Raw genomic sequence first — 23,625 nt, forward strand, 5'->3', positions numbered from 1 at the left:
CGACGGGCTCGTATAATGCCGCCCCTTGCGATTTCGACAGACACAGTGAAGGAGACCTGACATGGCAGGCGGATTTCGACGCGGCAATCGCCGTCGCGCGCCCAAGCTGGAAGCCCGTGGCGAATTGACCTCGGTGGAACGGGAAGGCCCGTTCAAGGAATGGCTCGGCATGCCCGATCTGTATCGCTATCACCTAGTAGTGGACGGCGTGGACTACAGCTACCAGACAGAAGACTCCGAGCTGCCGGTGCAGATCGGCGACAAGGTGGTGTTTCGCTACAAGGAGACCAAGGCCGGCAATTGGGTCGACCGCAACTCCCTCGGCAAGGCCATCGATCCCTCCGACTACCAGTAGTCTCACCGCCGGATCCGTCGCCCGCGAGCATTCGTGTCGCGGGCCTTCGTTTTCCCTCCTTCAAGCTCTCCACTTCCTCCCGCAAAGGCGCTGCCTGCCGCTGAAGACCCCCTTTTCTCCGCCGCGATCATGGAGGTCGTTTAACCCGCTGTGCGCGCGAAACGGCCAATATGTATCCAGATCAGAGAAATTCTTCACACCGTCACGGGAATGTCACCCGAAGGGCCCAGGCTGTGCCATGATCAGAGAGTCACATGCGCGGCACAGGGAAATGAAACGAGCGTCATGGTCTGCCGAAATATCATCGGCACGCTCGTCGCCGTAGTGTCGTCACATAAGGAGGGCGGGGGCCACAGGACCCCCGTCGCGACAGGATGAAAAGAGGCGAAAGATACGATGGAAATTAATGATCTCAAGGCCTTTGTCGGCCGCCACGACAACTTCGAGATTCGCGTGATCGGCCATGCCGGCAGCCGTTTTTACCAGGTCGAACTGGAAGACGTGGAAGGTGCCCGCAAGATGCTCTGCCGCCGCGGCAAGCCGGTGTTGTTCCGCTCGCTGGACGACGTCTACCTGGAGCTCAAGCGTGCCGGTATCCACCGCGCCTACCTGGTCCAGCACGTGGCCCACGACGAGGTGATCGGTCGCGAGGCCCACTATGCCGAACCGCTGGCCTCACGTATGCCCCTGGTGTTTTGAGTGACATCGTTCCACACCACCCTGGTGCTGGAACCCTCTCGACGGCAGTCTCGCCGTCTCTGCCTTGCCACTGATGTACCCACGTTCACCGAACAAGTCCCTGGCGCAAGCTGCCAGGGCCCTTGGCGGTGTCGACCTGCCTTATCGCTTCCTTTGAGTCCCTGTTAGTCAGGGGCGCAGTCGGGCGAAGCCCAGATAGCCGATGTCCAGCAGTCCACGCAAACCGGGTACGCTGCTTAGCTGCACCCAACGGCGATGACCCAGCGTCGCGTACAATGCGCGAGTGGCATCCATGCCGATGAACCAGCGACCTGTGGCGTCGCGCAGGTGCAGCTTGCCCAGCATGTCATCGAAGCGCTGGCCCCAGGCCTCGGCGCAAAAATCGTCGTCGCGGATATCGATAAAGTGGATCAGCCGGCTGCGCGGATGCCGCCTCAGCCAGGCGATCTCCTTGCGGCATAGTGGGCACTGACCATCATGAAACAGCGCAAGCGGTGTGGCGAGTGTCTCGAACCGATTCATGGATTCGCTCCCTGAGGTCGATAGCCGTCGCGGTGGGGACCCTGACCGTAGCTCGGTTCGCATGCCAGGTTGTCGAGAAAGGACGTGGCCTGGCGGCGCATGGCGCTGCGCTTGTCATCGCTCATGCGGCGCAGCGAGCCATAGATCAGCTTCATGCGAGGATTGCTCGCCAGGGTGTCGGCGTGACGTTCGAGAAAGTCCCAGTAGAGGCTGTTGAAGGGACAGGCGTCTTCGCCCAGGGTCTTTTTCACGTCATAGCGACAGTGGCGGCAATGGTCAGACATCCGATCGATGTACTTGCCTGACGCACAGTAGGGCTTCGAGCCCATCAGTCCACCGTCGGCGTGCAACACCATGCCAAGCGTATTGGGCAATTCGACCCATTCGCAGGCGTCGGCGTAGACCGCCAGGTACCAGTCGCACAGGGCCTCGGGGCTGACGTCGCACAGCAGAGCAAAGTTGCCGGTCACCATCAGACGCTGGATATGGTGCGCGTAGGCGTTGTCCCGGGTCATGCCGATCGCGCGGGATAGACAGCGCATGCCGGTGTCACCGCTCCAGTAGAAGTGGGGCAGACCCCTGCGGGCCTGCAAGGCGTTATAGCCCTTGTAGTCCGGCATACGGGTCCAGTAGATGCCCCTGACGTACTCTCGCCAGCCGAGGATCTGGCGGATAAAACCTTCCACCGCATTGATCGGTGCATGCCCCTCGAGATAAGCGGTTTCGGCGGCCTCGCAGACCTCTCTCGGGCTGAGCAGGCCAAGGTTCATGGGAGCGGACAGGCGCGAGTGGAAGAGAAAGGGATCGCTGTCGCTGATGGCGTCCTGGACGTCACCGAAGCTCGGCAGCAGGTGATCGATGAAGTGTCTGAGATCGACCAGCGCCTGGCGTCGGGTGACCGGCCAGTGGAAGCCATCCAGACGACCGAAGTGTTCATCGAAGTGTTCCTCCACCAGTGTCAGCACCTCACGGGTCATGTCGTCGACGGTGTGGCGGGGAGGCTTGGGCAGCGTGTAGTGCTGGGGCAGGGGCCGTCGGTTGTCCTTGTCGAAGTTCCACTGGCCGCCCATGGGTTCATCGCCCTCCATCAGCAGGCCGGTGCGGCGACGCATCAGTCGATAGAAGCCCTCCATGCGAGGCTGCCGGCGATGGGACAACCAGTCGCCGAATTCACCAGGCGTGCAGTAGAAGCGGTCGTCCTCGACCCATTGCCAGGGTATCCCGCCCTGGCGGCGCTCCATGGCATCCAGCAGCCGCCATTCGCCGGGCCTTGTGGTGACAATCCGCGAACAGTCGTAGGCTTGCGCGAGGCGTTCCGCCTCCGCCAGCAGGCCATGGGCGTTGTCCGGATCATCGAGGGCGCTGTAGTGGACGCGATAGCCCTTGTCGCGAAGAGTGGCGGCGAAGTGGCGCATGGCCGACAGCATCATGGCGATCTTCTGAGGATGATGCGGCACGTAGCGGCCTTCCTCGGCGACCTCGCACAGCGCGACGACGTCGTCGTCGCCAGTGGTCTGCAAGAGTCCGAGGTCCAGGCTCAACTGGGCGCCGGTGATCAGGATCAAGGATCTGGACATGGGTTCACCAAAAATTGTACAAATCCTCTTCATAGTAACACTTCATTCGAGCCTGATACCCACCGGTGATAGGCTTTGTGCATTCGCTACCAAGAGGAAGTCACCTTCATGGATCAGTCCGTTCCCCCCTCAGTGGTGGAGGCCCATCGCCCGGAGCAGGCGCCGGTCGACCACCCCGCCGTCGCACGTGAAAAGATCGGCGTGCTGGTCGCCAACCTGGGTACGCCGGACGATACCGACTACTGGTCCATGCGCCGCTATCTCAGCGAATTTCTGTCGGACCAGCGGGTGGTCGACTATCCGCGCTGGCTCTGGCAGCCGCTGCTGCAGTTGATCATCCTGAGTCGCCGGCCATTTGCCTCCGGGGCGGCCTATCGCAGCATCTGGAACACCGACAAGGACGAGAGTCCATTGCTGACCATCACCAGAAGCCAGAGCGAGAAGCTGTCGACGCGGCTGCGCGCTGAGCTGGGGGACTCGATCGAGGTCAGCTTCGGCATGCGCTACGGCAATCCTTCCACCGACAAGGCGCTCAAGGAGCTGGAGGAGAAGGGATGTCGGCGTATCCTGTTCTTCCCGCTGTATCCCCAGTACGGCTCGCCCACCACCGCCACCGCCTGCGATCAGTTCTTCCGTCAGCTGATGAAGCGCAAGTGGCAGCCATCGGTGCGAACGGTGCCGGCCTACTTCGACGAGCCGGGCTACATCGAGGCCCTGGCTGCCTCGGTCAGCGAACGCCTGGAGAACGAGACGCACCAGCCTTCGGTGGTGGTGGCGTCCTATCACGGCGTACCCAAGCGCTTTCTGGAGGAAGGCGACCCCTACTACTGTCAGTGCAGGAAGACCACGCGACTGCTGCGCGAACGGCTGGGGCAGGCCGAGGACGAAGTGGTTACCGCCTTCCAGTCCAAGTTCGGGCCTGAAGAATGGGTGGGCCCCGCCACCGTCGACAAGGTGGCGGAGCTGGCGCGTCAGGGTCACAAGAGTATCGCCGTACTGTCCCCCGCCTTCAGCGCCGACTGCGTGGAGACCCTGGAAGAGATCGAGGAAGAGATCCGCGACGCCTTCATGGAGGCCGGCGGCGAGCACTTCATCTACATTCCGTGTCTCAACGATCGCGACGACCATATCGCAGTGCTGGCCGATATCGTCAAGCGCGAACTGGGCGGCTGGATCTGATCGCTCGGCCTTTCGCGCCACGATAGCCAGACACAAAACGGGCAGCCCATGGGCTGCCCGTTTCGTATCCAGCTTGCATGAAGCTAGGCTTTTAGTCTCGGTCGGGGTGGGGCACCGGCTTATCCCCAACCTCTTCCTCACGAAATTCGAGCGGCTTGCCGCGGGTCTTGTCCAGATACTTGAGGCGCTGGTGCAGGCCTGTCTTGGCCAGCATGTGGGCGCTTACCGGGGCGGTGATGAACAGGAACAGGGTGATCAGCATCTCCTGCAGGTGGGTGCCTTCCTGGGTGGCGCTGAAGTACACCATGGAGCCGGACAGGATGCAGCCCATGCCCAGGGTGGTGGCCTTGGTCGGGCCGTGCAGGCGCATGTAGAAGTCCCGCAGGTGGGCCATGCCCAGCGAGCCGATGAAGGCAAACAGCCCGCCGGCGATCAGCAGCACCGAGATCAGCCCCTCGAGAATGACGTAGAACATGGAATTCTCCCGAAGTTACTCGATGATATCGCCGCGCAGCAGATACTTGCAGACGGCAATGGTGCTGATGAAGCCGAGCAGCGCGATCAGCAGCGCGGCTTCGAAGTAGGTCTTGGAGTTGAGCCACACTCCCATCAGGATGATCAGGGCGATGGAGTTCACGTACATGGTATCCAGCGCCAGGATCCTGTCGGGCATGTCCGGGCCCACGGTCAGGCGAAACAGGTTCAGCAGCAGCGCCAGGCAGACCAGCGCCAAACTGATGGTCAAGGCGGTGTCTAGCATTCGAAGATCTCCTTCAGCGGCTGCTCGTAGCGTTCGCGGATGGTGCGGATCAGGGTCTGTTCGTCACGCACATCCAGAGCGTGGATCAGCAGCGTCTTGCCGTCCATGCGCAGGTTGGCCGACACCGTCCCTGGGGTCAGGGTGATGGTGCTGGCCAGTAGGGTGATGGTGAATCGCTCCTCGAGCATCAGCGGATACTCGACGAAGTGGGGCCGAGTGCGGCGCCAGGGATTGATGATGATCCAGGCCACCTGCATGTTGGCCACCACGATGTCACCGATCAGCCGGAAGAAGAAGCGCAGCAGTTTCCAGGGCTTCTTTACACCGGGCTGCATGTCCCAGAAGGGGTAGGTCAGCCAGGGGATGAGCACGGCCAGAAAGCCGCCAAGCAGCAGGTGACCGACCGAGACCGTGTTGACCAGCAACAGCCACACGACCAGCAGCAGCAGGCTGAGCAGCGGTGTCGGCAGTAGTGAGCGAGTGCGTCGGTTCATTGGGCGTCTCCCTGATCGATCAGAACGGCCTGAATCATCGGTTGCGGGTCGCTCAACTGTTCTGCGGTGGCCTCGGTGTAGCCGGCCAGGGGGCCGGCCAGGATCACCAGCAACGGCGACGATGCCAGCAGCCAGCCGGTGCCCGCCCACTGCCAGGGGGACAGCGACTCGCCGTCATCGCTGGCCTGGCTGCGCCAGAACAGGGTGGACCCTGCCCGCGACAGCGCCACGATGGCGCACAGGCCGGTGGCCAGCAGCAGAGGCCAGAACCAGAGACGTTGGGCGCTGTCGCCGGCGTTCATCAGCATGACCTTGCCCAGCGCCCCGGACAGCGGGGGCAGGCCCGCCACCGCCATGGACCCGATCAGGAACATCAGGCCCAGCGCCGTGGCGTTGCGCGGTATCCGGCCGCGCACCAGGCGGGTACCGGCCTTGCCACGCTGGACGCCGATCATGTCCGCCAGCAGGAACAGCCCGCCGGTGACCAGGGTGGTGTGCACCAGATAGAACAGGAGGCCCGATACCGCCTCGGGGGAGCGCATGCCGACGCCGGCGAGCAGGGTGCCCACCGACACCAGTACCAGATAGGCCACCAGCAGACGCAGGTCGCGGGCGGCCAGCACGCCGACACCGGCAATCGCCAGGGTGCCGAGCGAAAGCCACCACACCCAGCTCTGCTCAAGCGCCTCCAGGGGGCCTGCCTGGTCGCCGAAGACCAGCCAGTAGACCCGCAGGATGGCGTAGACGCCGATCTTGGTCATCACCGCAAACAGGGCGGCCACCGGCGGCGGCGCGCTGGCGTAGGCCCGCGGGAGCCAGAAATACAGTGGCAGTACCGCCGCCTTGAGGCCAAATACCACCAGCAGCAGCAGAGCGCCGGCGACGACCATGCCCTGACGCTCTCCCGGCAGCTGACTCACCGCCTGGGCCATGTCCGCCATGTTGAGGGTGCCGGTGGCCCCGTACAGCAGACCCACGGCGAACAGGAACAGCGCCGATCCGGCCAGGTTGAGGATGGCGTAGTGGACCGCCGACTGGATGCGCGCCTTGCCACCACCGTGGACCAGCAGGGCGTAGGAGGCCAGCAGCAGCACCTCGAAGAACACGAACAGGTTGAACAGGTCGCCGGTCAGGAAGGCGCCGTTGATTCCCATCAGCTGCAGCTGGAACAGGCCGTGGAAGTTGCTGCCCTTCTCGTCGTCGCCGCCGCAGGCGAACAGCACCGCACCAACCGCCAGCATCGAGGTCACGAACAGCATCAGCGCCGATAGCCGGTCCAGCACCATGATGATGCCGAAGGGCGGCTGCCAGTTGCCCAGGGCGTAGTACTGAATCTCGCCGCTGGCCGCCTGGCGCAGCAGCATCACGCTGATCACCAGCAGCGCCAGGGTGGTGGCAAGGCCAAGACCACGCTTGAGCGTGGCATTGCCGAATCGGGTCAGCAGCAGCGCCACCGCTGCTGCCAGCGGCAGCACGATGGGCATCACGATCAGGTGGGACATCAGCGTCGCTCCTCCTTGTCCTCGGCCTTGCGCCCGTCCACGTGGTCATTGCCCATGTCGCCCCGTGCACGCATCGCCAGGATCACCGCGAAGGCGGTCATGGCGAAGCCAATGACGATGGCGGTCAGCACCAGCGCCTGGGGCAGCGGATCGCTGTAGTCGCTCTTGCCGTCGATGATGGCGGAACCACCGGTGGTCAGTCCGCCCATGGAGAACAGAAAGAGGTTGGTGGCGTAGGAGAGAAGCGTCAGACCTACCACCACTGGGAAGGTTCGGCCGCGCAGCATCAGATACAGGCCACTGGCGGCGAGCACGCCGGTCGTTATGGCATAGAGCATTTCCATGTCACACGGTCTCCTTGCCGTCGGGGGTGGGGTCGTCGGTGCGGTGCAGGCCGCGTTCCGTCGCGTCATGGTCTTCCTTGGCCGGACGGTGGGGGGTGGTCACCTTGCCCAGGTTGGCCAGGATCATCAGGGTCGCACCGACCACCGCCAGATAGACACCGAGATCGAACAGCATCGCGGTGGCCAGTTCGATATCGCCGATCAGCGGGATATGGAAATGGCCGAAGGACGAGGTCAGGAAGGGTGCGCCGAACAGCCAGCTGCCGAAGCCAGTCAGGGCGGCGACACCGACGCCGAGGATCGCCACCGGCTGGTAGGGGAAGTCGAGACGCTTCTGGGTCCAGGCAACGCCCCGGGCCATGTACACCAGAATCAGCCCCACCGCGGTGATCAGGCCGGCGATAAAGCCGCCACCGGGCTGGTTGTGGCCACGCAGGAAGATGAACACCGACACCAGCAGTGCCAGCGGCAGTACCGTCTGGGAGATGGTGGTCAGAATCATCGGGTAGCGGTCCGGTGCCCAGATGCGTCCCTCGCTGTCGCTGTGAGGCATGAACAGGCGCAGACGGTTGAGCAGCTTGAAGATGGCGAGACCGGCGATCGCCAGCACCGTGATCTCGCCCAGGGTGTCGAAGCCACGGAAGTCGACCAGGATGACATTGACCACATTGTGGCCGCCGCCGCCGGGCACGCTGTTGTCGAGGAAGAAGTCCGAGATGCTTTCGGTGTCGCGGGTCAGCACGGTGTAGTTGAGTCCGGCGATCACTCCGCCCAGACCGGTACACAGCACCAGGTCGCGCAGCGCCCGCGCCGGGGTGGACTCCCGCGGGGTCTTCTGGGGCAGGAAGAACAGCGCCAGCATCAGCAGGATCATGGTGACCACCTCGACCGATAGCTGGGTCAACGCCAGGTCCGGTGCCGAGAAGCGGGCAAAGGTCAGCGATACCAGCAGGCCCACCACCGACAGCATCAGCAGCGAGATCAGACGATGGCGATGGGTAATGGCGGTGCCGATGCCGGTGAACACCAGCAGCAGGGCGCCGACCAGCAGCACGCCGTCCACCGGTTGGTTGCCCTTGGCCCCGGTCAGGGTATCCATCTGGGCCAGACCGATGGCGCCGACCACGAGGGAGGCGGTCAGCAGCAGGGTCATGAAGCGCTGCAGCGAGGCGTTGTCGACGCATTCGGTGATGCGCTCGGCGCGATCGCCGATGCACTGGATGACACCCTCGAAGATACGGCTGGCATCACGCGGCGGGAAGTCCCGCACGAACTGGCGAATCTTGCGATGCAGGATATAGGTGATGACGCCGGCGACCAGGGCCACGGCGCTCATCGCCAGCGGCAGGTTGAAGCCGTGCCACAGGGCCAGGTGGAACTCCAGCGGCTCGAGCAGCACCGCCTCGACCGCAGGCGCCATCAGCCAGGTGGCCATCAGCGCCGGGAACAGGCCGACCAGGATACACAGCACCGCCAACAGCTCCGCCGGAGCCCGCATCAGATGGGGCGGCTCGTGCGGCGTCTTGGGCGGCGCGTGGCGCGGAGGGGAGAAGAACACCGCGTGGACCAGCCGCGCGGAGTAGGCCACCGACAGCACGCCGCCAATGGTGGCCAGTACCGGCAGCACCAGGCTGAGGCCGCCGAAGGCGTGGGTCTCGAGGGCCTCGGTGAAGAACATTTCCTTGGAGATGAAGCCATTGAACAGCGGCACGCCCGCCATGGCGGCGCCGGTGATGCTCATCACCACGCAGGTGACCGGCATCGCCTTGGCCAGTTTGCCCAGCCGGGCCAGGTCGCGGGTGCCGGCCTCATGGTCGATGATCCCCGAACACATGAACAGTGCGGCCTTGAAGGTGGCGTGGTTGAGGATATGAAACAGCGCCGCCAGGACCGCCATGGGACTGCCGATGCCCAGCAGTACGGTGATCAGGCCCAGATGGCTGACGGTGGAGAACGCCAGGATTCCCTTGAGATCCGCCTTGATCAGAGCAAACCAGGCGGCATACACCATGGTGACGATACCGATCACGGTCACGATGGCCGACCACAGCTCGCTGCCGGCGATGGCGGGATGCAGGCGCGCCATCAGGAAGATCCCCGCCTTGACCATGGTGGCGGAGTGCAGGTACGCAGACACCGGAGTCGGTGCCGCCATGGCATGGGGAAGCCAGAAGTGGAACGGGAACTGGGCGGACTTGGCGAAGGCGCCGAGCAGCACCAGGACCAGCATCAGCGGGTAGCGCGGGTCGGCCAGGATCGTCTCGCCGCTTTCCAGCACCACCTGCATGTCGAGACTGCCGACGATATCGCCCAGCAGCAGAAAGCCCGCCAGCAGGGCGAGGCCACCGGCGCCGGTGACCGTCATCGCCATGCGCGCGCCCTTGCGCGCCTCCGAGCGGTGTGACCAGAAACCGATCAGCAGGAAGGATGACAGGCTGGTCAACTCCCAGAAGAACCACAGCACCAGCAGGTTGTCGGCCATGGCGATGCCCACCATGGAGGCCATGAACAGGATCAGGTAGGCGTAAAAGCGGGCGTAGTTCTCGCTGGCGTCCAGATAATAATGGGCGTACAGGATGATCAGCAGGCCGATGCCCAGGATCAGCACATTGAACAGCAGTGACAGGCCATCGAGGCGAAAGGCCAGGTCCAGCCCCAGTTGGGGCACCCAGCTCAGGGAGACCCGAGGGATATCCCCGGCACCCAGGGCGGGTAGCTGGGCCAGGGTCATGGCCAGGGCTATGGCGGGAAGGACCGCCGTGGCAAGGGTGCAAAGAGGGCGGCCTCTAGATCCGGTCAATGCGGGGACCAGCACACCGAGAAGGGGGAGCAAGGGAATCCATAGCAAAGTCATCTGTCGGTCATCCTGCCTGTCCTTGAACGTGGTGAGCGCCGCGATGGTCTGAAAACACGAGCCCTCACAATGCCTTGGCCTACCGCCAGGGGTGTTGATCAGCTCACCCTGAAGCGCCGACCCACTTTACCCGAAAGATGGACGGATCGCTGCCCCGTGCGGATTCAACGTGATAGTCGTCGGCGCTCTAAAAGTTGTACATGTGGTGTACAAGACCTATATATTATCGCTATGCAGTAGGGCAATGCCTCCGTCGGTAGCGCACGATCTGTGCCCTCGGGGCGCGTGCCGAGAATCTTCAGGCCTGTCGGGAGCGTGACATGGAAACAGAGCTGGTGTGGTTGCGTGGGGAACTGCGGCTGGCCGACAACCCCTTGCTGGACATCGCGCCCTCGGTCAGCGAGCGCCTGGTGGTGTTCGTGATCGACGAGGCACTGCTTGATGGCACATCGGCAGACGGCGTGGCCGGTATCGGCGCTCGGCGGCTGCGCTTTCTGTGGCAGTGTCTCAAGGAGTTGCGTGGGACGCTGTTGAAGAAGGGTAGCGACCTGCTGGTGGCGGTGGACGAGCCGGTGTCGCTGGTCGCCCGGCTGGCCGAGCAGTATCAGGTGACACGGGTGGTGGCCAGCGAGGCCGCAGGCGGGGACGACCAGCTTGAGCGACTGGCACGCTGCCTGCCAAGGCAGTGTCGACTGGAGCGTCGTGGTACGGGCACGCTGTGGACGTCGCAGACGTTGCCGATGACGTTGGATGAGGTACCGGCAAGCTGGTCGGCTTTCCGGCGTCGTCTCGGCGAGGCGTCTCCTCGAAGCCACAGCCGTCCGGCCCCGGCGACGCAGCCGGCGTGGCCGGAGCGAGCGCCACGCGGCCTGCCCTCGTTGCAGCGATTGTCACGCGAAGCGGACGCCTTGAACGACGTGCCCGACAGCGCCGGGCTTGCCTTTGTCGGCGGTGAAGCGCCCGCCTGGCAGCGTCTCGACGACGTCGTGTGGGAGTCCGATTTGCTGGCGACCTATCAGCAGACGCGCAATGGTTTGATCGGCGCTGGCTTTTCGTCCCGTCTATCGCCCTGGCTGGCGCTTGGCTGTGTGTCGGCGACCCAGGTCCTCGAAGCACTGAGAGAATGGGAAGACCGGCGGGGTGCCAACGCATCATCTCGCCACTTCTATCACGAGTTGTTATGGCGCGAGTACTTCCACTGGGTGGCACGCCAGGAAGGCAAAGCGCTGTTCGGCGATCCCCCATCATCGCCGGGGCAGGCATTCGAGTGCTGGCGCCTGGGCGCTACCGGGCAGCCGCTGATCGATGCAGCCATGCGTGAGTTGTCGGTCAGCGGCTGGCTCTCCAATCGAGCGCGTCAGCTCGTCGCCAGCTACCTGGTGCACGATCTCGGGGAGGACTGGCGCCACGGCGCCGCCTGGTTCGAACGCTGTCTGATCGACCATGACGTTGCCAGCAACTGGGGCAACTGGAAGTACATCGCAGGAGTGGGCCGCAACGCCAAACCCAGGATCTTCGATATCGACGAACAGAGCCGGCGCTACGACCCCGATGAACGCTATGTCCGCCACTGGAACGAGGTGAGCTTGCAGCCGTCTTCCTACGAGGCACTGGGGCATTGAGGCACTGGGGCATTGAGGCACCGGTGTAGGGAAGAACGAGCGATGCCCTGTTCACTACGTTGTTCGACCTACCGTATGAGGTCTCTTGCCCCTGCGGGTGGCTCTCACCTTGGTGGTAGTGGTGCCACATCTTGCGATGCTCTGGCGGCCTGACTGGCTGGTATGACAGCGGGTCCTGGGTCATCATGCCCGCATATTGATCGCCAAGGATTGCTTCATCATGCTGACCCGATTGTTCCCCGCCCTTCTCGTGGTGACCCTGGCCGGTTGCCAGAGTACCTCCGCCGCCCCCTCCGGCGATGCCGCGGCCGGTACCAATGCCAGTGCTGGTGCAAGCGTCACCGCCAGCGCCAGTGGCGAAGCGTCTGGGCAGGCCGCCCATGCCGCCGCTGCAGTCGAGCCCCAGAGCTTCGATCAGTGGCTGGCCGGCTTTCGTGATCAGGCGCGTGCAGAAGGCATCAGCGAAGCGACCCTGGCGCGCGCGCTGGATGGCCTGCGCTACCGTCCCCGGGTGATCGAACTCGACGGCTCCCAGCCGGAGTTCGTGCGCCCGATTTGGCAATACCTGGATACCGCGGTCTCCAACGCCAGGGTGACCCAGGGGCGTGACAAGCTCGCCGCCAATCGCTCCGCGGCCGACCGCGCCGAGGCCGACTACGGTGTGCCCGCCGAGGTCCTTACCGCCATCTGGGGTATCGAGAGCAACTACGGCCAGAACTTCGGTGACTTCTCGACCCTGGAGGCACTGGCGACCCTGGCCTATGACGGTCGGCGCCGAGACTTTGCACGCGGTGAACTGATGGCAGCGCTCGAGATCATCGACGCCGGCGATATCACACCGCAGCGCATGAAGGGCTCCTGGGCGGGGGCGATGGGCCACACCCAGTTCATTCCTTCCAGTTTCGTGGCCTACGCCAAGGACGGAGACGGCGACGGTCGCCGTGATATCTGGGCGAGTATCCCCGACGTCATGGCGTCGACTGCCAACTATCTGGATCGTGCCGGTTGGCGTCAGGGCGAGCCCTGGGGTGTCGAGGTGCAACTGCCGTCCGGGTTCGACTACGCCCAGACCGAGCTCGATACCCGCAAGAGCGCTTCGGCTTGGGCCGGCCTGGGTGTGAGCCCGCTGGGCGGTGGCGATCTGCCGGCCTTCGATGAGGCGTCGGTGATCACTCCGGCCGGCGCGCGTGGTCCTGCTTTCCTGGTGGGACCGAACTTCCGCGCCATCCTGCGCTACAACAACGCCACCAGCTACGCCCTGGCGGTGGCCTCGCTGAGCGACCGTATCGCCGGGCGCGCCGGCATCGAGGGTGGCTGGCCGCGTGACGAGCAACCGCTCTCTCGTACTCAGGTGAAGACGCTGCAGTCGCGGCTTCAGGCGCTTGGCTACGAGGTGGGAACCCCGGACGGCATCATGGGTCCCAATACCCGGGCAGGGTTGCGCGCCAGGCAGCGCGACCAGGGGCTGGTGCCCGACGGTTTCGCCACGCTCAACCTGCTCGAACGCCTAAGCCACTGAGCGATCAATCAGCCCTGAAAACATCAAGGCGGCCCCTGACTCAGGGGCCTGACGTATCGGCGTCCGGCGGGACGCCCTCCACATGGAAATGGCACGATGACTCTCTGGAATCGATGGCTGTCGGGCCCCGCCCGACTGATGGCGCTGGCGGCGCTACCCCTGTGCATGGCGCCGGCCGGCGGCGCCCTGGCCGATGACGGCCCTGACGTCTTTGGCTGGGTCGAGATGGCGACCCTGGAGCCCTGGGACGTCGAAGTGAAGGCAAAGCTGGACAGCGGCGCGCTGACGTCTTCGCTGGATGCCCGGGATATCGAGCGCTTCGACAAGGAAGGCGAACCCTGGGTGCGTTTCGCCCTCGAGCTCGAGGACGAGGAGACTGGCGAGACCTTCAAGAAGCAGCTCGAACGCCCGCTCTATCGCGACATGACGGTGCGCGGGGCCGGCGGTCGCGACGAGCGCCTGGTGGTGTTGATGGAGGTGTGCATGGGGGACACCATCCACGAGGAGCAGTTCAGCCTGCGCAACCGGGAAGAGATGAACTACCCGATGCTGCTGGGGCGCCGTACCATCGGTGAGCTCGGGCTGCTGGACGTGCGCGAGACCTTCATGATCGAGCCGAGTTGCGACGAGAACTCTCCGGTCATCGAGCATGAGGGAGAGGGCGAGTACGGCACCAACAAGGATGACGGTGCCGATGACGAGGACAGCGAGAGCTGATACGTCGATGGCACCGCTGGTGTGGTCTACAGGGTTGGCCTAGAAGAGCCTGGACAGTAGCGCGGTCACCGCGGTTTCCACCCGCAGGATGCGCTCGCCCAGGTGGATGCCCTCGCAGCCTGCCGCCAGCATCTGTTCCACCTCCCATTCGATGAAGCCGCCCTCGGGGCCGACCAGCAGGGTCACAGGCTCGGTCAGGCCTCGAGGGCAGGCAGTCGCCATCCCGGGGTGCGCCAACAGGCCCCGCCGTCCTTCCAGCAGGGACGGCAGACGGTCCTCGACGAAGGGCCGAAAGCCCCGCGCCGTGTCCACCACCGGCAGCGCAGTATCGCGGGCCTGCTCCAGGCCAAGCACCAGGTGCTGGTGGATCTTGGCGGGATCGAGTTCGGGGGACTGCCAGTAGCTCTTCTCCACCCTGCGGCTATGCAGCAACGTGATGCGCTTCACCCCCAGCGCGGTGGCATGCTCTATGCTTCTTGCCAGCATGCGTGGGCGAGGCAGCGCCAGCACCAGGTGCACCGGCAGCGCCGCGGGCGGAGCCTGATCGAGCCCGGAAACGTCGAAGCAGGCCTCATCGTCGGTCAGCGACACGAGCTGACCGCGGCCCAGCGGGCCGTTCTCCAGTCCCAGGGTCATCACGTCGCCCTGGCGGGCGCGGTGGACCTGGCGCAGGTGGGCCAGGCGCCGGGGGTCGCGGACCCGTGCCAACCCGGCGTCATCGACGTCGTTCCGGGTGAGAAGTATCAGATTCATGGAGCCTCGAGTACCGGTTTGTCTTGCAAGGGCCGTGTCGCGGTGCAAAATGGATGCGAACGAAGCCGAGGATCTGCAACTGCAGTCCCTGGGCTTCCCACGAACAAAGGAGCAGCGCCGTGCGCGTGATTCGCAAGTATGCCAATCGCCGGCTCTATGATACCGAACAGAGCCGCTATGTAACGCTCGAGGATCTACGAAGCCTGATTCTCGAGGAAGTGCCTTTCCGTGTGGAAGATGCCAAGAGTGGCGAGGACCTGACGCGTACCATTCTGCTGTCGATCATCATCGAGCAGGAGCAGGCCGACAGCGACGCCGAGGTGTTCTCCAATGACCTGCTGCAACAGCTGATTCGGGTGTACGCCATGTCTCAGCCGCTGCCCCTGGCGCGCTACCTGGAGCAGGGCACCCGGTTGATGATGGAGCAGCAGAAGAAGATGCAGGATCAGTGGCAGCAGGCCATGCGGCATTCGCCGATGGAGCTGATGCGCGAGCTGGCCGAGGAAAACATGCGTTTCTGGCAGAACACCATCAGCCAGGGCGGAACCAGCCAGGGCGGGACCACCAAGGACGACGACGAGCGTTCCTCCTGACCCTCCCACGCCCGGCTCTGATGGAGAGAGGTCAGGAGGGCGAGAGCGGGCTTTTTCTGCCATAATGCCGCCTCATTTGGTACTCGAAAGGTAGTTGAGCGGATGAAGGTCCTGATCATCGGCGGCGGTGGCCGCGAACATGCCCTGGCCTGGAAGGTCGCCCAGTCGTCCAGCGTCTCCTCGGTCTTCGTGGCGCCAGGCAATGCCGGCACCGCACGGGAGGCGGGACTGACCAACGTCGATATCGCGGTATCCGACCTCGACGGGCTGGTGGACTTTGCCCGGCGCGAGAGCGTCGGCCTGACCATCGTGGGCCCCGAGGCGCCGCTGGTCGAGGGAGTGGTGGATCGTTTTCGTGACGCCGGGCTCGCGATCTTCGGCCCGACCCAGGGCGCTGCCCAGCTCGAGGGGTCCAAGTCCTTTACCAAGGACTTTCTGGCTCGCCACGCCATTCCCACCGCTGACTACAGCACCTTCACCGCCGTGGAACCGGCGCTGGCCTATCTGCGGGACAAGGGCGCACCCATCGTCATCAAGGCCGACGGCCTGGCGGCGGGCAAGGGCGTCATCGTGGCCATGACCGAGGCCGAGGCCGAGGCGGCGGTTCGCGACATGCTCGAAGACAACGCCTTCGGTGATGCCGGTGCTCGTGTCGTGATCGAGGAATTCCTCGAAGGTGAGGAAGCCAGCTTTATCGTCATGGTGGATGGCGAGTCCATCGTGCCCATGGCCACCAGCCAGGACCACAAGCGGGTGGGCGAGGGCGACACCGGCCCCAACACCGGCGGCATGGGCGCCTATTCGCCGGCACCTGTGGTCACCGACAGCGTCTACCAGCGCATCATGGACGAGGTGATTCGCCCCACGGTGCGTGGCATGGCCGACGAAGGGCATCCTTATACCGGCTTCCTCTACGCCGGGCTGATGATCACCGACGCGGGTGAACCCAAGGTGATCGAGTACAACTGCCGCTTCGGCGACCCCGAAACCCAGCCGATCATGATGCGCCTGCAGAGCGATCTGGCCGAGCTGTGTCTGGCCGGCGCCGAGGGTCGCCTGTCCGGTCACGATTGCCGCTGGGACCCGCGTCCGGCCATCGGTGTGGTGATGGCCGCCGAAGGCTACCCCGGCAGCTACCGCAAGGGCGACGTGATCAGCGGAGGCGACAGTGCCGAGGCCCTGGGCGTCAAGGTCTTCCACGCCGGCACCGCGGAAAAGGATGGCCAGGTGGTCACCTCCGGCGGACGAGTGTTGTGCGTAACCGCCCTCGGTCAGGATCTTGGCGAGGCTCGGGAGCTGGCCTACCGCGGGGTCAAGACGGTGAGTTTCGAAGGCGCCTTCTGGCGTTCGGACATCGCCCACCGCGCCATGGCCCGGCAGTCCTGATCGTCGGGTACCGGTCTGGCTTGCCCCATGGTACTGACCAACAATAATCAGCAAGGAGCGAGCATGGAACGCGTCAAACTGGAGTTTCCCGAGCAGGCGATCGTCCACCGTCATGGTTTGACGGTGCGCGTGACCGACATGAACTACGGGCACCATCTGGGCCATGACGCCGTGATTTCGCTGTTGCACGAGGCCAGGGCGGCCGCCCTGGCCCATCTCGGGCTTCACGAAGGTGACATGGGAGGCTATCCCAGTGTCGCCGCCGACCTGGCGGTGCAGTATCAGGCCGAGTCTCGTTGGCCGGATGCCTTGACGGTCGAGACCGCCATCCCCGAACCGGCGCGCAAGGCCATCACGGTCTACCATCGCATGCGTCGCGACAGCGATCAGCGGATAGTGGCGACCGCCAGGCTCAACCTGATGGTGGTCGACCCCCAGGCAGGGCGTGCGGTGGCGGTGCCCGAAGCGGTACGTGACGCCCTGGCGAGGGCTGGCTGATGTCGAGGGAGTATCCAGTCATCGCGGTCACCGGCTCGTCCGGTGCCGGCACCACTACGGTCAAGCGTACCTTCGAGCGCATGTTCGCCCGGGAAGATGTCCATGCCGCCTTCGTCGATGGTGACGCCTTCCATCGCTACACCCGCCAGGAGATGGCGCGGATCTTTCGCGAGGAGCCCGAGCGCAAGGATGAGCTGTCCCACTTTGCGGTGGAGGCCAACCTGCTCGATCGCCTGGAGACGCTGTTCCAGGAGTACGGTGACAGCGGCGCCGGGACCTTCCGGCACTATATCCACGCCGAAGACAAGAAGATGATCGAGGCCGGCTACCAGGTCGGCACCTTCACTGAATGGCAGCCGCTGCCCACCGGTACCGACCTGCTGTTCTACGAGGGTCTGCACGGCGGGCTGGTCACCAGTGAGGTGGACATCGCCCGCCACGTCGATCTGCTGGTGGGCGTCGCCCCGACCATGAACCTCGAGTGGATCCAGAAGATCGACCGCGACATGCACGCCCGCGGCTACACCCAGGAAGCGGTCATCGACACCATCCTGGGGCGCATGGATGACTACGTGCGCTACATCCTGCCGCAGTTCTCGCGTACCCATATCAACTTTCAGCGGGTGCCCACGGTCGATACCTCGAACCCCTTCGAGGTCCAGGATATTCCCACCGATGCCGAGTCCTTCGTGGTGATCCGGTTCCGCGATCCGTCCACCGTGGACTTTCCCTACCTGCTGGCGATGATTCAGGACGCCTTCATGAGTCGCCCCCACACCCTGGTGGTGCCCGGCTCTCGTCTATCCTTGGCGATGGAGCTGATCCTCGGTCCGCTGGTGCGTCATCTGCTGGCCCAACGACGTTTTCGTTGAGCCGCCGCACCGTTGATGCCGGCTTCGTCTGACTGACAGGTCGGGATCGACGGCACCGGAGCTGGTGTGGCGAAGCGTTTTGCACCGGCGACGCACACCACGACCGCGGCACAGGTGGCGAGCATCGCCACGCTGATCGACTCGTTCAACAACCAGGCCGCCAGGCCAAGCCCGAGAAACGGCTGCAGCAACTGTAGCTGACCCACCGCGGCCACCCCACCGAGCGCCAGGCCGCGATACCAGAAGATGAAGCCAATCAGCATGCTGAACAGCGATACATAGCCCAGCGACCACCAGGCGGCGCTGCCGATACCCTGCAGTGTCGGCGGTTGCGATGCGACCGCCAGAGGCAGCATCAACGGCAGGGACAGGGTCAGCGCCCAGCAGATCACCCGCCAGCCTTGCAGCCGTCGTGATAGTCGCGCGCCCTCGGCGTAGCCGAGCCCGCAGACGGTCACGGCGGCCAGCATCAACAGATCGCCGGTCAAGGAGGCGCTGCCAGGCTGGCCGAGCGCGAAGCCTGCGACCAGCGCAGCACCGCTCAACGAGCAGGCCCAGAACGCCGGGCGGGGCCTGTCGCCGGTACGCAGCACCCCGAACAGCGCGGTGGCCATCGGCAGCAGGCCGATATAGACCAGCGAGTGCGCTGCGCTGACGTGCTCCAGCGCCATGGCGGTCAGCAGTGGAAACCCCACCACCACGCAGGCGGCAACCAGCCCCAGCGATGCAAGCTCATCGGTCCGCGGCCGGCGTCCCTTCAGGCACGCCAGCAATACCACCGCCACCAGTCCCGCCAGGCTGGCCCTGGCAAAGGTCAGAAACAGCGGATCGAAGGCCCCCACCGCCACCCGGGTGGCGGGCAATGAACCGCTGAAGATGGCCATGCCGAGGGCGCCGCAGGCCCAGCCCCTGCCAAGGTCCGGGCGGTGTGTCGGGTTCAATGGTCGGTGTCGTGAGGGCATCTGCGCGAACTCCGTGGCGGGTCAGTAGCGCCTAGGGTGAAGGGCGTGCGCTGGTGCAGCCAGAGACGGTGCAGTACAGTTTTGACAAACTGTCATGGTGGAGCCTCCAGTACAGATGAAGGCACAGGACATCGATCGTCGGGCGGGCAGCAGCCTGGTCGAGCAGGTGGTAGCGCTGATCCAGCGCCGCATGGCCCAGCGTCAGCTGGCGCCAGGTGCGCGCCTGCCGTCGATTCGCGGCTTGGCTGAATCGCTCGGGGTGTCACGCTCCACCGTGGTCGAGGCCTACGATCGGCTGGTCGCCGAGGGCGCCATCCATTCCCGTCGCGGCGCCGGCTTTTTCGTCGGTGATCGCTTGCCGCCGCTGTCCCTGGCGGAGCTGGCGCCCCGTCGCGAGCGCGAAGTGGACCCGCTGTGGCTGACCCGCCAGGCGCTCGAGAGCGACCATTACCGGCTGAGGCCAGGCTGTGGCTGGCTGCCGGCAGAGTGGATGCCCCACGAGGAGATTCGCCGTGGGCTGAGGCAGTTGGCGAGGCGTTCCGGCGCTGTCGCCAGCCTGACCGACTATGCGTCGCCCCAGGGCCTGCAAGCACTGCGTCAGGTGCTGGCGCATCGCCTTACCGAGCGGGGTGTCGAGGCGGCGCCGTCCCAGATCCTGCTGACCGAGTCCGGCACCCAGGCCATCGATCTGTTGTGTCGGTTTCTGCTCGAGCCGGGCGACCGCGTGCTGGTCGATGACCCCTGCTATTTCAACTTTCATGCCCTGCTGCGTGCCCACCGGGTCAAGGTGGTGGGGGTGCCCTTCAGCCCTGCGGGGCCGGACCTATCGCGCCTTGCCGAGGCCCTCGAGCAGCATCGTCCGCGGCTCTATATCACCAACTCGGGGCTGCATAATCCAACCGGTGCCAGCCTGTCACTGGCGGTGGCCCACCGCGTGCTGCGCCTGGCCGAGCGTCACGACCTGCTGATCATCGAGGACGACATCTTCGCCGACTTCGAGCACCAGGCGTCACCACGCCTGGCGGCGCTGGACGGGCTCGAGCGGGTAATCCAGGTGGGCAGCTTCTCCAAGACCCTGTCGGCCTCGGTGCGCTGTGGCTATATCGCCATCCGCCCCGAGTGGTTCGAGGAGCTGGTCGACCTGAAGCTGGCGACCTCCTTTGGCGCCAGCGCGCTGTCGGCAGAGCTGGTGTTCCAGCTGGTCAGGGAAGGCGCCTATCGACGTCACCTCAACGTGCTCAGGACGCGCCTGGCAGACGCCATGGGACAGGTCATGCCGCGACTGCGCTCGGCGGGCCTGGAGCCCTGGGTGGAGCCCAGTGCGGGGCTCTTTCTGTGGACGCGACTGCCCGCGGGGCTCTGCGCCAAGGACGTGGCCAGAGCGGCGTTGGACGAGGATCTGGTACTGGCGCCTGGGGAGGTGTTCAGCCCGGAAACGGCGAACAGTCACTACCTGCGCTTCAATGTGGCGCAGTCGCTGGATGATGACGTCTTCAGGGCGCTGGACCGGGCCATGGAGCGGGCGGCCCGGGGCGGGGACTGACCTTCGTGGTGCCATGCCAGTCCCGCTCATCCTGGAGGGGGGCTCAGTGGCCGGGAGGCGCCTGCTTGACGGGGGCGTCCTTGGCGGCGCCAGAGCCAACAAAGCGCTGGGCCATGGGCTGGGCGCTGACGCCGTGCAGCACCACCGAGATCATGACCGTCAACACCACGCAGGCGAGGATCTCGTCGCTGCCGGGGATCGGGTACTGATCGTAGATCAGCAGTGCGAACAGGATGCTGGCCAACCCCCGAGGTCCGAACCAGCCGAGGAAGGTCTTTTCATAGGCGGACAAGCCGAGTCCGGTGAGCGATATCCAGATCGGAATCATGCGAATCACCGACAGGTACATCAGCGCCAGAGCAACGGTCTTCCAGGACGCATGCGAGAGGGCCAGCGGCACCATTACCGCACCGAAGATCAGGAAGGTGGCGATGGTCAAGAGCTGGCCCTCGCTCTCCATGAACTCCTCGATGAAGGTGGTGTCATGGCGTAGCTGGTTGCCGAAGGTCAGGCCGCCGAGGAACACCGCGATAAAGCCGTTGCCGCCGACGGTTTCGGCGACCAGATAGATCAGGAAGGCCAGCGCCAGAAACAGGATGCCCTGATAGATGACGGTGACGTAGCCGCGGTCGATGGCGGCGTCGAGCAGGCGGGCAAAGCCCCAGCCGAACAGCACCCCGACCAGCGGCCCGAGGGTCAGTTGCAGCAGGGCGAAGGTCCAGAGGTTGTTCGGGGCGTCGGCGACCTCGGTGCCGGTGGCCGCCACCGCCAGCAGTGCCGAGGCAAGAATCACGGGTACAGCCAGACCATCATTGAGCCCACTTTCGACGTTGATCGACTGGCGGATACGTTCCGGCACGCTGGGACTCGACACCACCGCCTGGCCCAAGGCCGCGTCGGTCGGGGTAAGAATCGCCGCCACCAGCATGGCGGTGCCCCAGGCTGCTTCCGGCGAGACCCACTTGGCCATCAGCGTGCCCAGCAAGACCGTCAGGGGCATGCCGATCAACAGCATGCGCAGCGGAATCGCCAGGTTCTGGCGCAGAGACTTCAGCTTGACCACCGAGGCATCGGCGAACAGCACGATGATCAGGGTGATCTCGGCGATCACCTGGGTCAGCTCCTGCTGCATGTCCATGGGCACCAGGTCCGGCGTCAGCGCGCCCAGCCCCATCCCCGCGGCCATGAACACCATGGGCAGACTGATCAGCGAGGCCGAGATGCGCCGCGACAGCAGGGCAAAGGCGATGATGATCAGAAGGATCAGCAGCAAGGCGGTGTGATGCATGGCAGGCGACACTCCGAAAATGCATGGGAGCTACGGTTGTACCATAGCCGCAATGGCTTGGGGGGGCAGGCGAGCGCGATGACCAGAGGTGCATAACTGGCGGTTTGGGAACGTTGCTCATGGGGCCTGGGTCAGTGATCGGGCGAGTCAGGGGACTGACAGCGGCCCTGTTGGCGGGTAATCTCGAAGACACCGTTTTTTCAGTGTGCCCCGGAGCCTGCCATGGATTGCCTGTTCTGCAAGATCATCAACCGCGAGATTCCCGCCGATATCGTCTACGAGGACGATCAGGTGCTGGCCTTCAACGATATCGATCCCAAGGCCCCGACCCATATGCTGGTCATCCCCAAGAAGCATATTGCCACCCTCAACGACATCACCGAGGAAGACCAGGCACTGGTGGGGCGCCTGCCGCTGACCGCCTCGCGTCTGGCCAAGGACCTCGGGTTTGCCGAAGACGGCTTCAGGGTGGTGATGAATTGCAATGAAGACGGCGGCCAGACGGTCTATCATATTCACATGCACGTGATGGGCGGTCGTCGCTTCACATGGCCGGCTGGCTAGCCGGCGCGCGACGGAGTCTCTTCCGGCAGTTCAAGCGCTCGACGCATCCGTGCATTCTCCGGCGTCGCCTGGTGTCCCCCAGGCGGCGCCGATCGGTTTTTGTTTCTAGGCGCCGCCGAGGGGCTGGTGCCCCATTTGAAAAGCCGGCGCTTGAGTGCCGCCGACGCTTGCGTAGAATAATCCCTTGATGCGAACGTTCATCGTTTCGCCCATGTTCGCTGGCTCACTTAGTCGTACAAGGATCGCGCCATGTCCCGCTCTCTCAGCCCCGCCGATCGGGCCATCCATCAGTTCGACAATGTATTGCGCACCCTGGTGCCGGGGGCGGCGCGGGCATCTCGGCCGACGCCCGCGGTCGATACGATCCATGACGGCGAAATGAGCCCGGATGAGCGCCATCACGCGGCCGGCCTGATGCGCATCAACCACACCGGAGAGGTATGCGCCCAGGCGCTGTACCAGGGCCAGGGCCTGACCGCCAAATTGCCGGAGGTGCGCGGCCAGATGGAGGAAGCCGCCCAGGAAGAGATCGATCACCTTGCCTGGTGCGAGGACCGGCTCAGGGAGTTGAATGCGCCGACCAGTCGACTCAATCCGCTGTTCTATGTGGCGTCCTTCGGCATGGGGGCGCTGGCGGGGGCGGTTGGCGATCGTGTCAGCCTGGGCTTTGTCGCCGCCACCGAGGAGCAGGTGGGCAAGCATCTGGACGAGCACCTCGAGACCTTGCCCGAAGGGGACAAGCGCTCCCGGGCGGTGCTCAGGCAGATGGCCATCGACGAGGCCCACCACGCTCAGCAGGCGCTGGAGGCTGGTGGCGCCAGGTTCCCTGGCCCGGTCAAGGCCGGCATGACGCTGATGTCCAGGGTGATGACCAAGAGCGTCTACCGCATCTGATCCTGTGCCGGTGGCCAGCGCCTGATGCTGCGATGGCCTCGCCCTCACGCAAAAGCCCCTGCCGATCGGCAGGGGCTTTTGCGTGAGGGTGGCTGTCGATCCGAGGCGCTCGCTGCTGCGCGGCGCTC

General features: G+C 64.7%; 24 protein-coding genes. 13 read left to right on the top strand and 11 right to left on the bottom strand.

The window, feature by feature from the left end; genetic code table 11:
* Positions 1-61 precede the first annotated feature (61 nt).
* Together RBB39_RS11645 and RBB39_RS11650 are read left to right on the top strand one after the other, a co-directional pair.
* Positions 62-355 (top strand): hypothetical protein, encoded by a 294-nt coding sequence (locus RBB39_RS11645; RefSeq protein WP_045992136.1) that lies wholly within the window; start codon positions 62-64, stop codon positions 353-355.
* Positions 356-751: 396 nt separating this feature from the next.
* Positions 752-1,054 carry a DUF6482 family protein gene (locus RBB39_RS11650; protein ID WP_045992135.1) on the top strand — a complete coding sequence of 101 codons (303 nt, stop codon included), beginning with the start codon at positions 752-754 and terminating at the stop codon, positions 1,052-1,054.
* 168 nt (positions 1,055-1,222) lie between these two features.
* On the opposite strand, the gene RBB39_RS11655 is transcribed toward RBB39_RS11650, so the two are convergent.
* Together RBB39_RS11655 and RBB39_RS11660 are read right to left on the bottom strand one after the other, a co-directional pair.
* Positions 1,223-1,576 carry a thiol-disulfide oxidoreductase DCC family protein gene (locus RBB39_RS11655; RefSeq protein WP_306169101.1) on the bottom strand — a complete coding sequence of 118 codons (354 nt, stop codon included), beginning with the start codon at positions 1,574-1,576 and terminating at the stop codon, positions 1,223-1,225.
* Entirely contained in the window at positions 1,573-3,153 is a 1,581-nt protein-coding gene (locus RBB39_RS11660; protein WP_045992133.1) for a cryptochrome/photolyase family protein, read from the bottom strand. The genes RBB39_RS11655 and RBB39_RS11660 overlap by 4 nt, the downstream gene beginning before the upstream one ends.
* A gap of 108 nt (positions 3,154-3,261) precedes the next feature.
* Here RBB39_RS11660 and hemH point away from each other — a divergent pair, with 108 nt between their 5' ends.
* Complete coding sequence (gene hemH, locus RBB39_RS11665; RefSeq protein ID WP_045992132.1) at positions 3,262-4,332, top strand: ferrochelatase; 1,071 nt, start codon at positions 3,262-3,264, stop codon at positions 4,330-4,332.
* Between the two features lie 91 nt (positions 4,333-4,423).
* Here the strand turns inward: hemH and RBB39_RS11670 are convergent, their stop codons facing one another.
* The 6 genes from RBB39_RS11670 to RBB39_RS11695 are packed head-to-tail and all read right to left on the bottom strand — an operon-like array spanning position 4,424 to position 10,286.
* On the bottom strand, positions 4,424-4,807 hold the full coding sequence (locus RBB39_RS11670) for a Na+/H+ antiporter subunit G (RefSeq protein WP_045992131.1): 384 nt from the start codon (positions 4,805-4,807) through the stop codon (positions 4,424-4,426).
* A 15-nt stretch (positions 4,808-4,822) separates the two neighbouring features.
* Positions 4,823-5,092 (bottom strand): K+/H+ antiporter subunit F, encoded by a 270-nt coding sequence (locus RBB39_RS11675; RefSeq protein WP_045992130.1) that lies wholly within the window; start codon positions 5,090-5,092, stop codon positions 4,823-4,825.
* On the bottom strand, positions 5,086-5,586 hold the full coding sequence (locus RBB39_RS11680; RefSeq protein WP_306169102.1) for a Na+/H+ antiporter subunit E: 501 nt from the start codon (positions 5,584-5,586) through the stop codon (positions 5,086-5,088). The genes RBB39_RS11675 and RBB39_RS11680 overlap by 7 nt, the downstream gene beginning before the upstream one ends.
* The gene (locus tag RBB39_RS11685; protein WP_045992128.1) at positions 5,583-7,091 is read right to left on the bottom strand and encodes a monovalent cation/H+ antiporter subunit D; all 1,509 of its coding nucleotides are present in this window, start codon (positions 7,089-7,091) and stop codon (positions 5,583-5,585) included. Before RBB39_RS11685 ends, RBB39_RS11680 begins: the two co-directional genes overlap by 4 nt.
* Entirely contained in the window at positions 7,088-7,432 is a 345-nt protein-coding gene (locus RBB39_RS11690; protein WP_045992127.1) for a Na+/H+ antiporter subunit C, read from the bottom strand. Before RBB39_RS11690 ends, RBB39_RS11685 begins: the two co-directional genes overlap by 4 nt.
* Position 7,433: 1 nt before the next feature.
* Entirely contained in the window at positions 7,434-10,286 is a 2,853-nt protein-coding gene (locus RBB39_RS11695; protein WP_045992126.1) for a monovalent cation/H+ antiporter subunit A, read from the bottom strand.
* Between the two features lie 320 nt (positions 10,287-10,606).
* Here RBB39_RS11695 and RBB39_RS11700 point away from each other — a divergent pair, with 320 nt between their 5' ends.
* The 3 genes from RBB39_RS11700 to RBB39_RS11710 all read left to right on the top strand — a co-directional run bounded on the left by RBB39_RS11700 (position 10,607) and on the right by RBB39_RS11710 (position 14,144).
* Positions 10,607-11,908 carry a DASH family cryptochrome gene (locus RBB39_RS11700; RefSeq protein ID WP_045992125.1) on the top strand — a complete coding sequence of 434 codons (1,302 nt, stop codon included), beginning with the start codon at positions 10,607-10,609 and terminating at the stop codon, positions 11,906-11,908.
* A 220-nt stretch (positions 11,909-12,128) separates the two neighbouring features.
* The gene (locus tag RBB39_RS11705) at positions 12,129-13,427 is read left to right on the top strand and encodes a lytic murein transglycosylase (protein ID WP_306169103.1); all 1,299 of its coding nucleotides are present in this window, start codon (positions 12,129-12,131) and stop codon (positions 13,425-13,427) included.
* Positions 13,428-13,565: 138 nt separating this feature from the next.
* On the top strand, positions 13,566-14,144 hold the full coding sequence (locus RBB39_RS11710) for an ATP-dependent zinc protease (RefSeq protein ID WP_045992177.1): 579 nt from the start codon (positions 13,566-13,568) through the stop codon (positions 14,142-14,144).
* A 39-nt stretch (positions 14,145-14,183) separates the two neighbouring features.
* On the opposite strand, the gene RBB39_RS11715 is transcribed toward RBB39_RS11710, so the two are convergent.
* Entirely contained in the window at positions 14,184-14,897 is a 714-nt protein-coding gene (locus RBB39_RS11715; RefSeq protein WP_045992123.1) for a 16S rRNA (uracil(1498)-N(3))-methyltransferase, read from the bottom strand.
* Positions 14,898-15,016: 119 nt separating this feature from the next.
* Here RBB39_RS11715 and phaR point away from each other — a divergent pair, with 119 nt between their 5' ends.
* The 4 genes from phaR (at position 15,017) to RBB39_RS11735 (ending at position 18,246) form a co-directional block, all read left to right on the top strand.
* Positions 15,017-15,490, top strand: coding sequence for a polyhydroxyalkanoate synthesis repressor PhaR (gene phaR / locus RBB39_RS11720; RefSeq protein WP_045992122.1), 474 nt, complete (start codon positions 15,017-15,019; stop codon positions 15,488-15,490).
* Between the two features lie 102 nt (positions 15,491-15,592).
* Positions 15,593-16,876, top strand: a complete 1,284-nt coding sequence (purD, locus tag RBB39_RS11725; RefSeq protein WP_045992121.1) for a phosphoribosylamine--glycine ligase — start codon at positions 15,593-15,595, stop codon at positions 16,874-16,876.
* Positions 16,877-16,939: 63 nt separating this feature from the next.
* Complete coding sequence (locus RBB39_RS11730) at positions 16,940-17,374, top strand: thioesterase family protein (protein WP_045992120.1); 435 nt, start codon at positions 16,940-16,942, stop codon at positions 17,372-17,374.
* Entirely contained in the window at positions 17,374-18,246 is an 873-nt protein-coding gene (locus RBB39_RS11735; RefSeq protein ID WP_045992119.1) for a phosphoribulokinase, read from the top strand. The genes RBB39_RS11730 and RBB39_RS11735 overlap by 1 nt, the downstream gene beginning before the upstream one ends.
* Here RBB39_RS11735 and RBB39_RS11740 read toward each other — a convergent pair.
* Positions 18,216-19,208, bottom strand: coding sequence for a DMT family transporter (locus RBB39_RS11740; RefSeq protein ID WP_083970315.1), 993 nt, complete (start codon positions 19,206-19,208; stop codon positions 18,216-18,218). The two genes, RBB39_RS11735 and RBB39_RS11740, sit on opposite strands and share 31 nt — an antisense overlap.
* A gap of 115 nt (positions 19,209-19,323) precedes the next feature.
* Between RBB39_RS11740 and RBB39_RS11745 the strand changes: the two genes are divergently transcribed.
* Positions 19,324-20,751: a PLP-dependent aminotransferase family protein gene (locus RBB39_RS11745; protein ID WP_045992118.1), complete on the top strand. Its 1,428-nt coding sequence runs from the start codon at positions 19,324-19,326 to the stop codon at positions 20,749-20,751.
* Between the two features lie 43 nt (positions 20,752-20,794).
* Here RBB39_RS11745 and RBB39_RS11750 read toward each other — a convergent pair whose 3' ends face one another.
* On the bottom strand, positions 20,795-22,039 hold the full coding sequence (locus RBB39_RS11750) for a sodium:proton antiporter (protein WP_045992117.1): 1,245 nt from the start codon (positions 22,037-22,039) through the stop codon (positions 20,795-20,797).
* Between the two features lie 222 nt (positions 22,040-22,261).
* Between RBB39_RS11750 and RBB39_RS11755 the strand changes: the two genes are divergently transcribed.
* Entirely contained in the window at positions 22,262-22,603 is a 342-nt protein-coding gene (locus tag RBB39_RS11755; protein ID WP_045992116.1) for a histidine triad nucleotide-binding protein, read from the top strand.
* A gap of 249 nt (positions 22,604-22,852) precedes the next feature.
* Positions 22,853-23,497 (top strand): 2-polyprenyl-3-methyl-6-methoxy-1,4-benzoquinone monooxygenase, encoded by a 645-nt coding sequence (gene coq7, locus RBB39_RS11760; RefSeq protein ID WP_045992115.1) that lies wholly within the window; start codon positions 22,853-22,855, stop codon positions 23,495-23,497.
* Positions 23,498-23,625: the final 128 nt, after the last annotated feature.

Origin of the sequence: Halomonas sp. MMSF_3323 (genome assembly GCF_030733595.1) — a bacterium.
GTDB classification, from domain to species: domain Bacteria; phylum Pseudomonadota; class Gammaproteobacteria; order Pseudomonadales; family Halomonadaceae; genus Halomonas; species Halomonas litopenaei.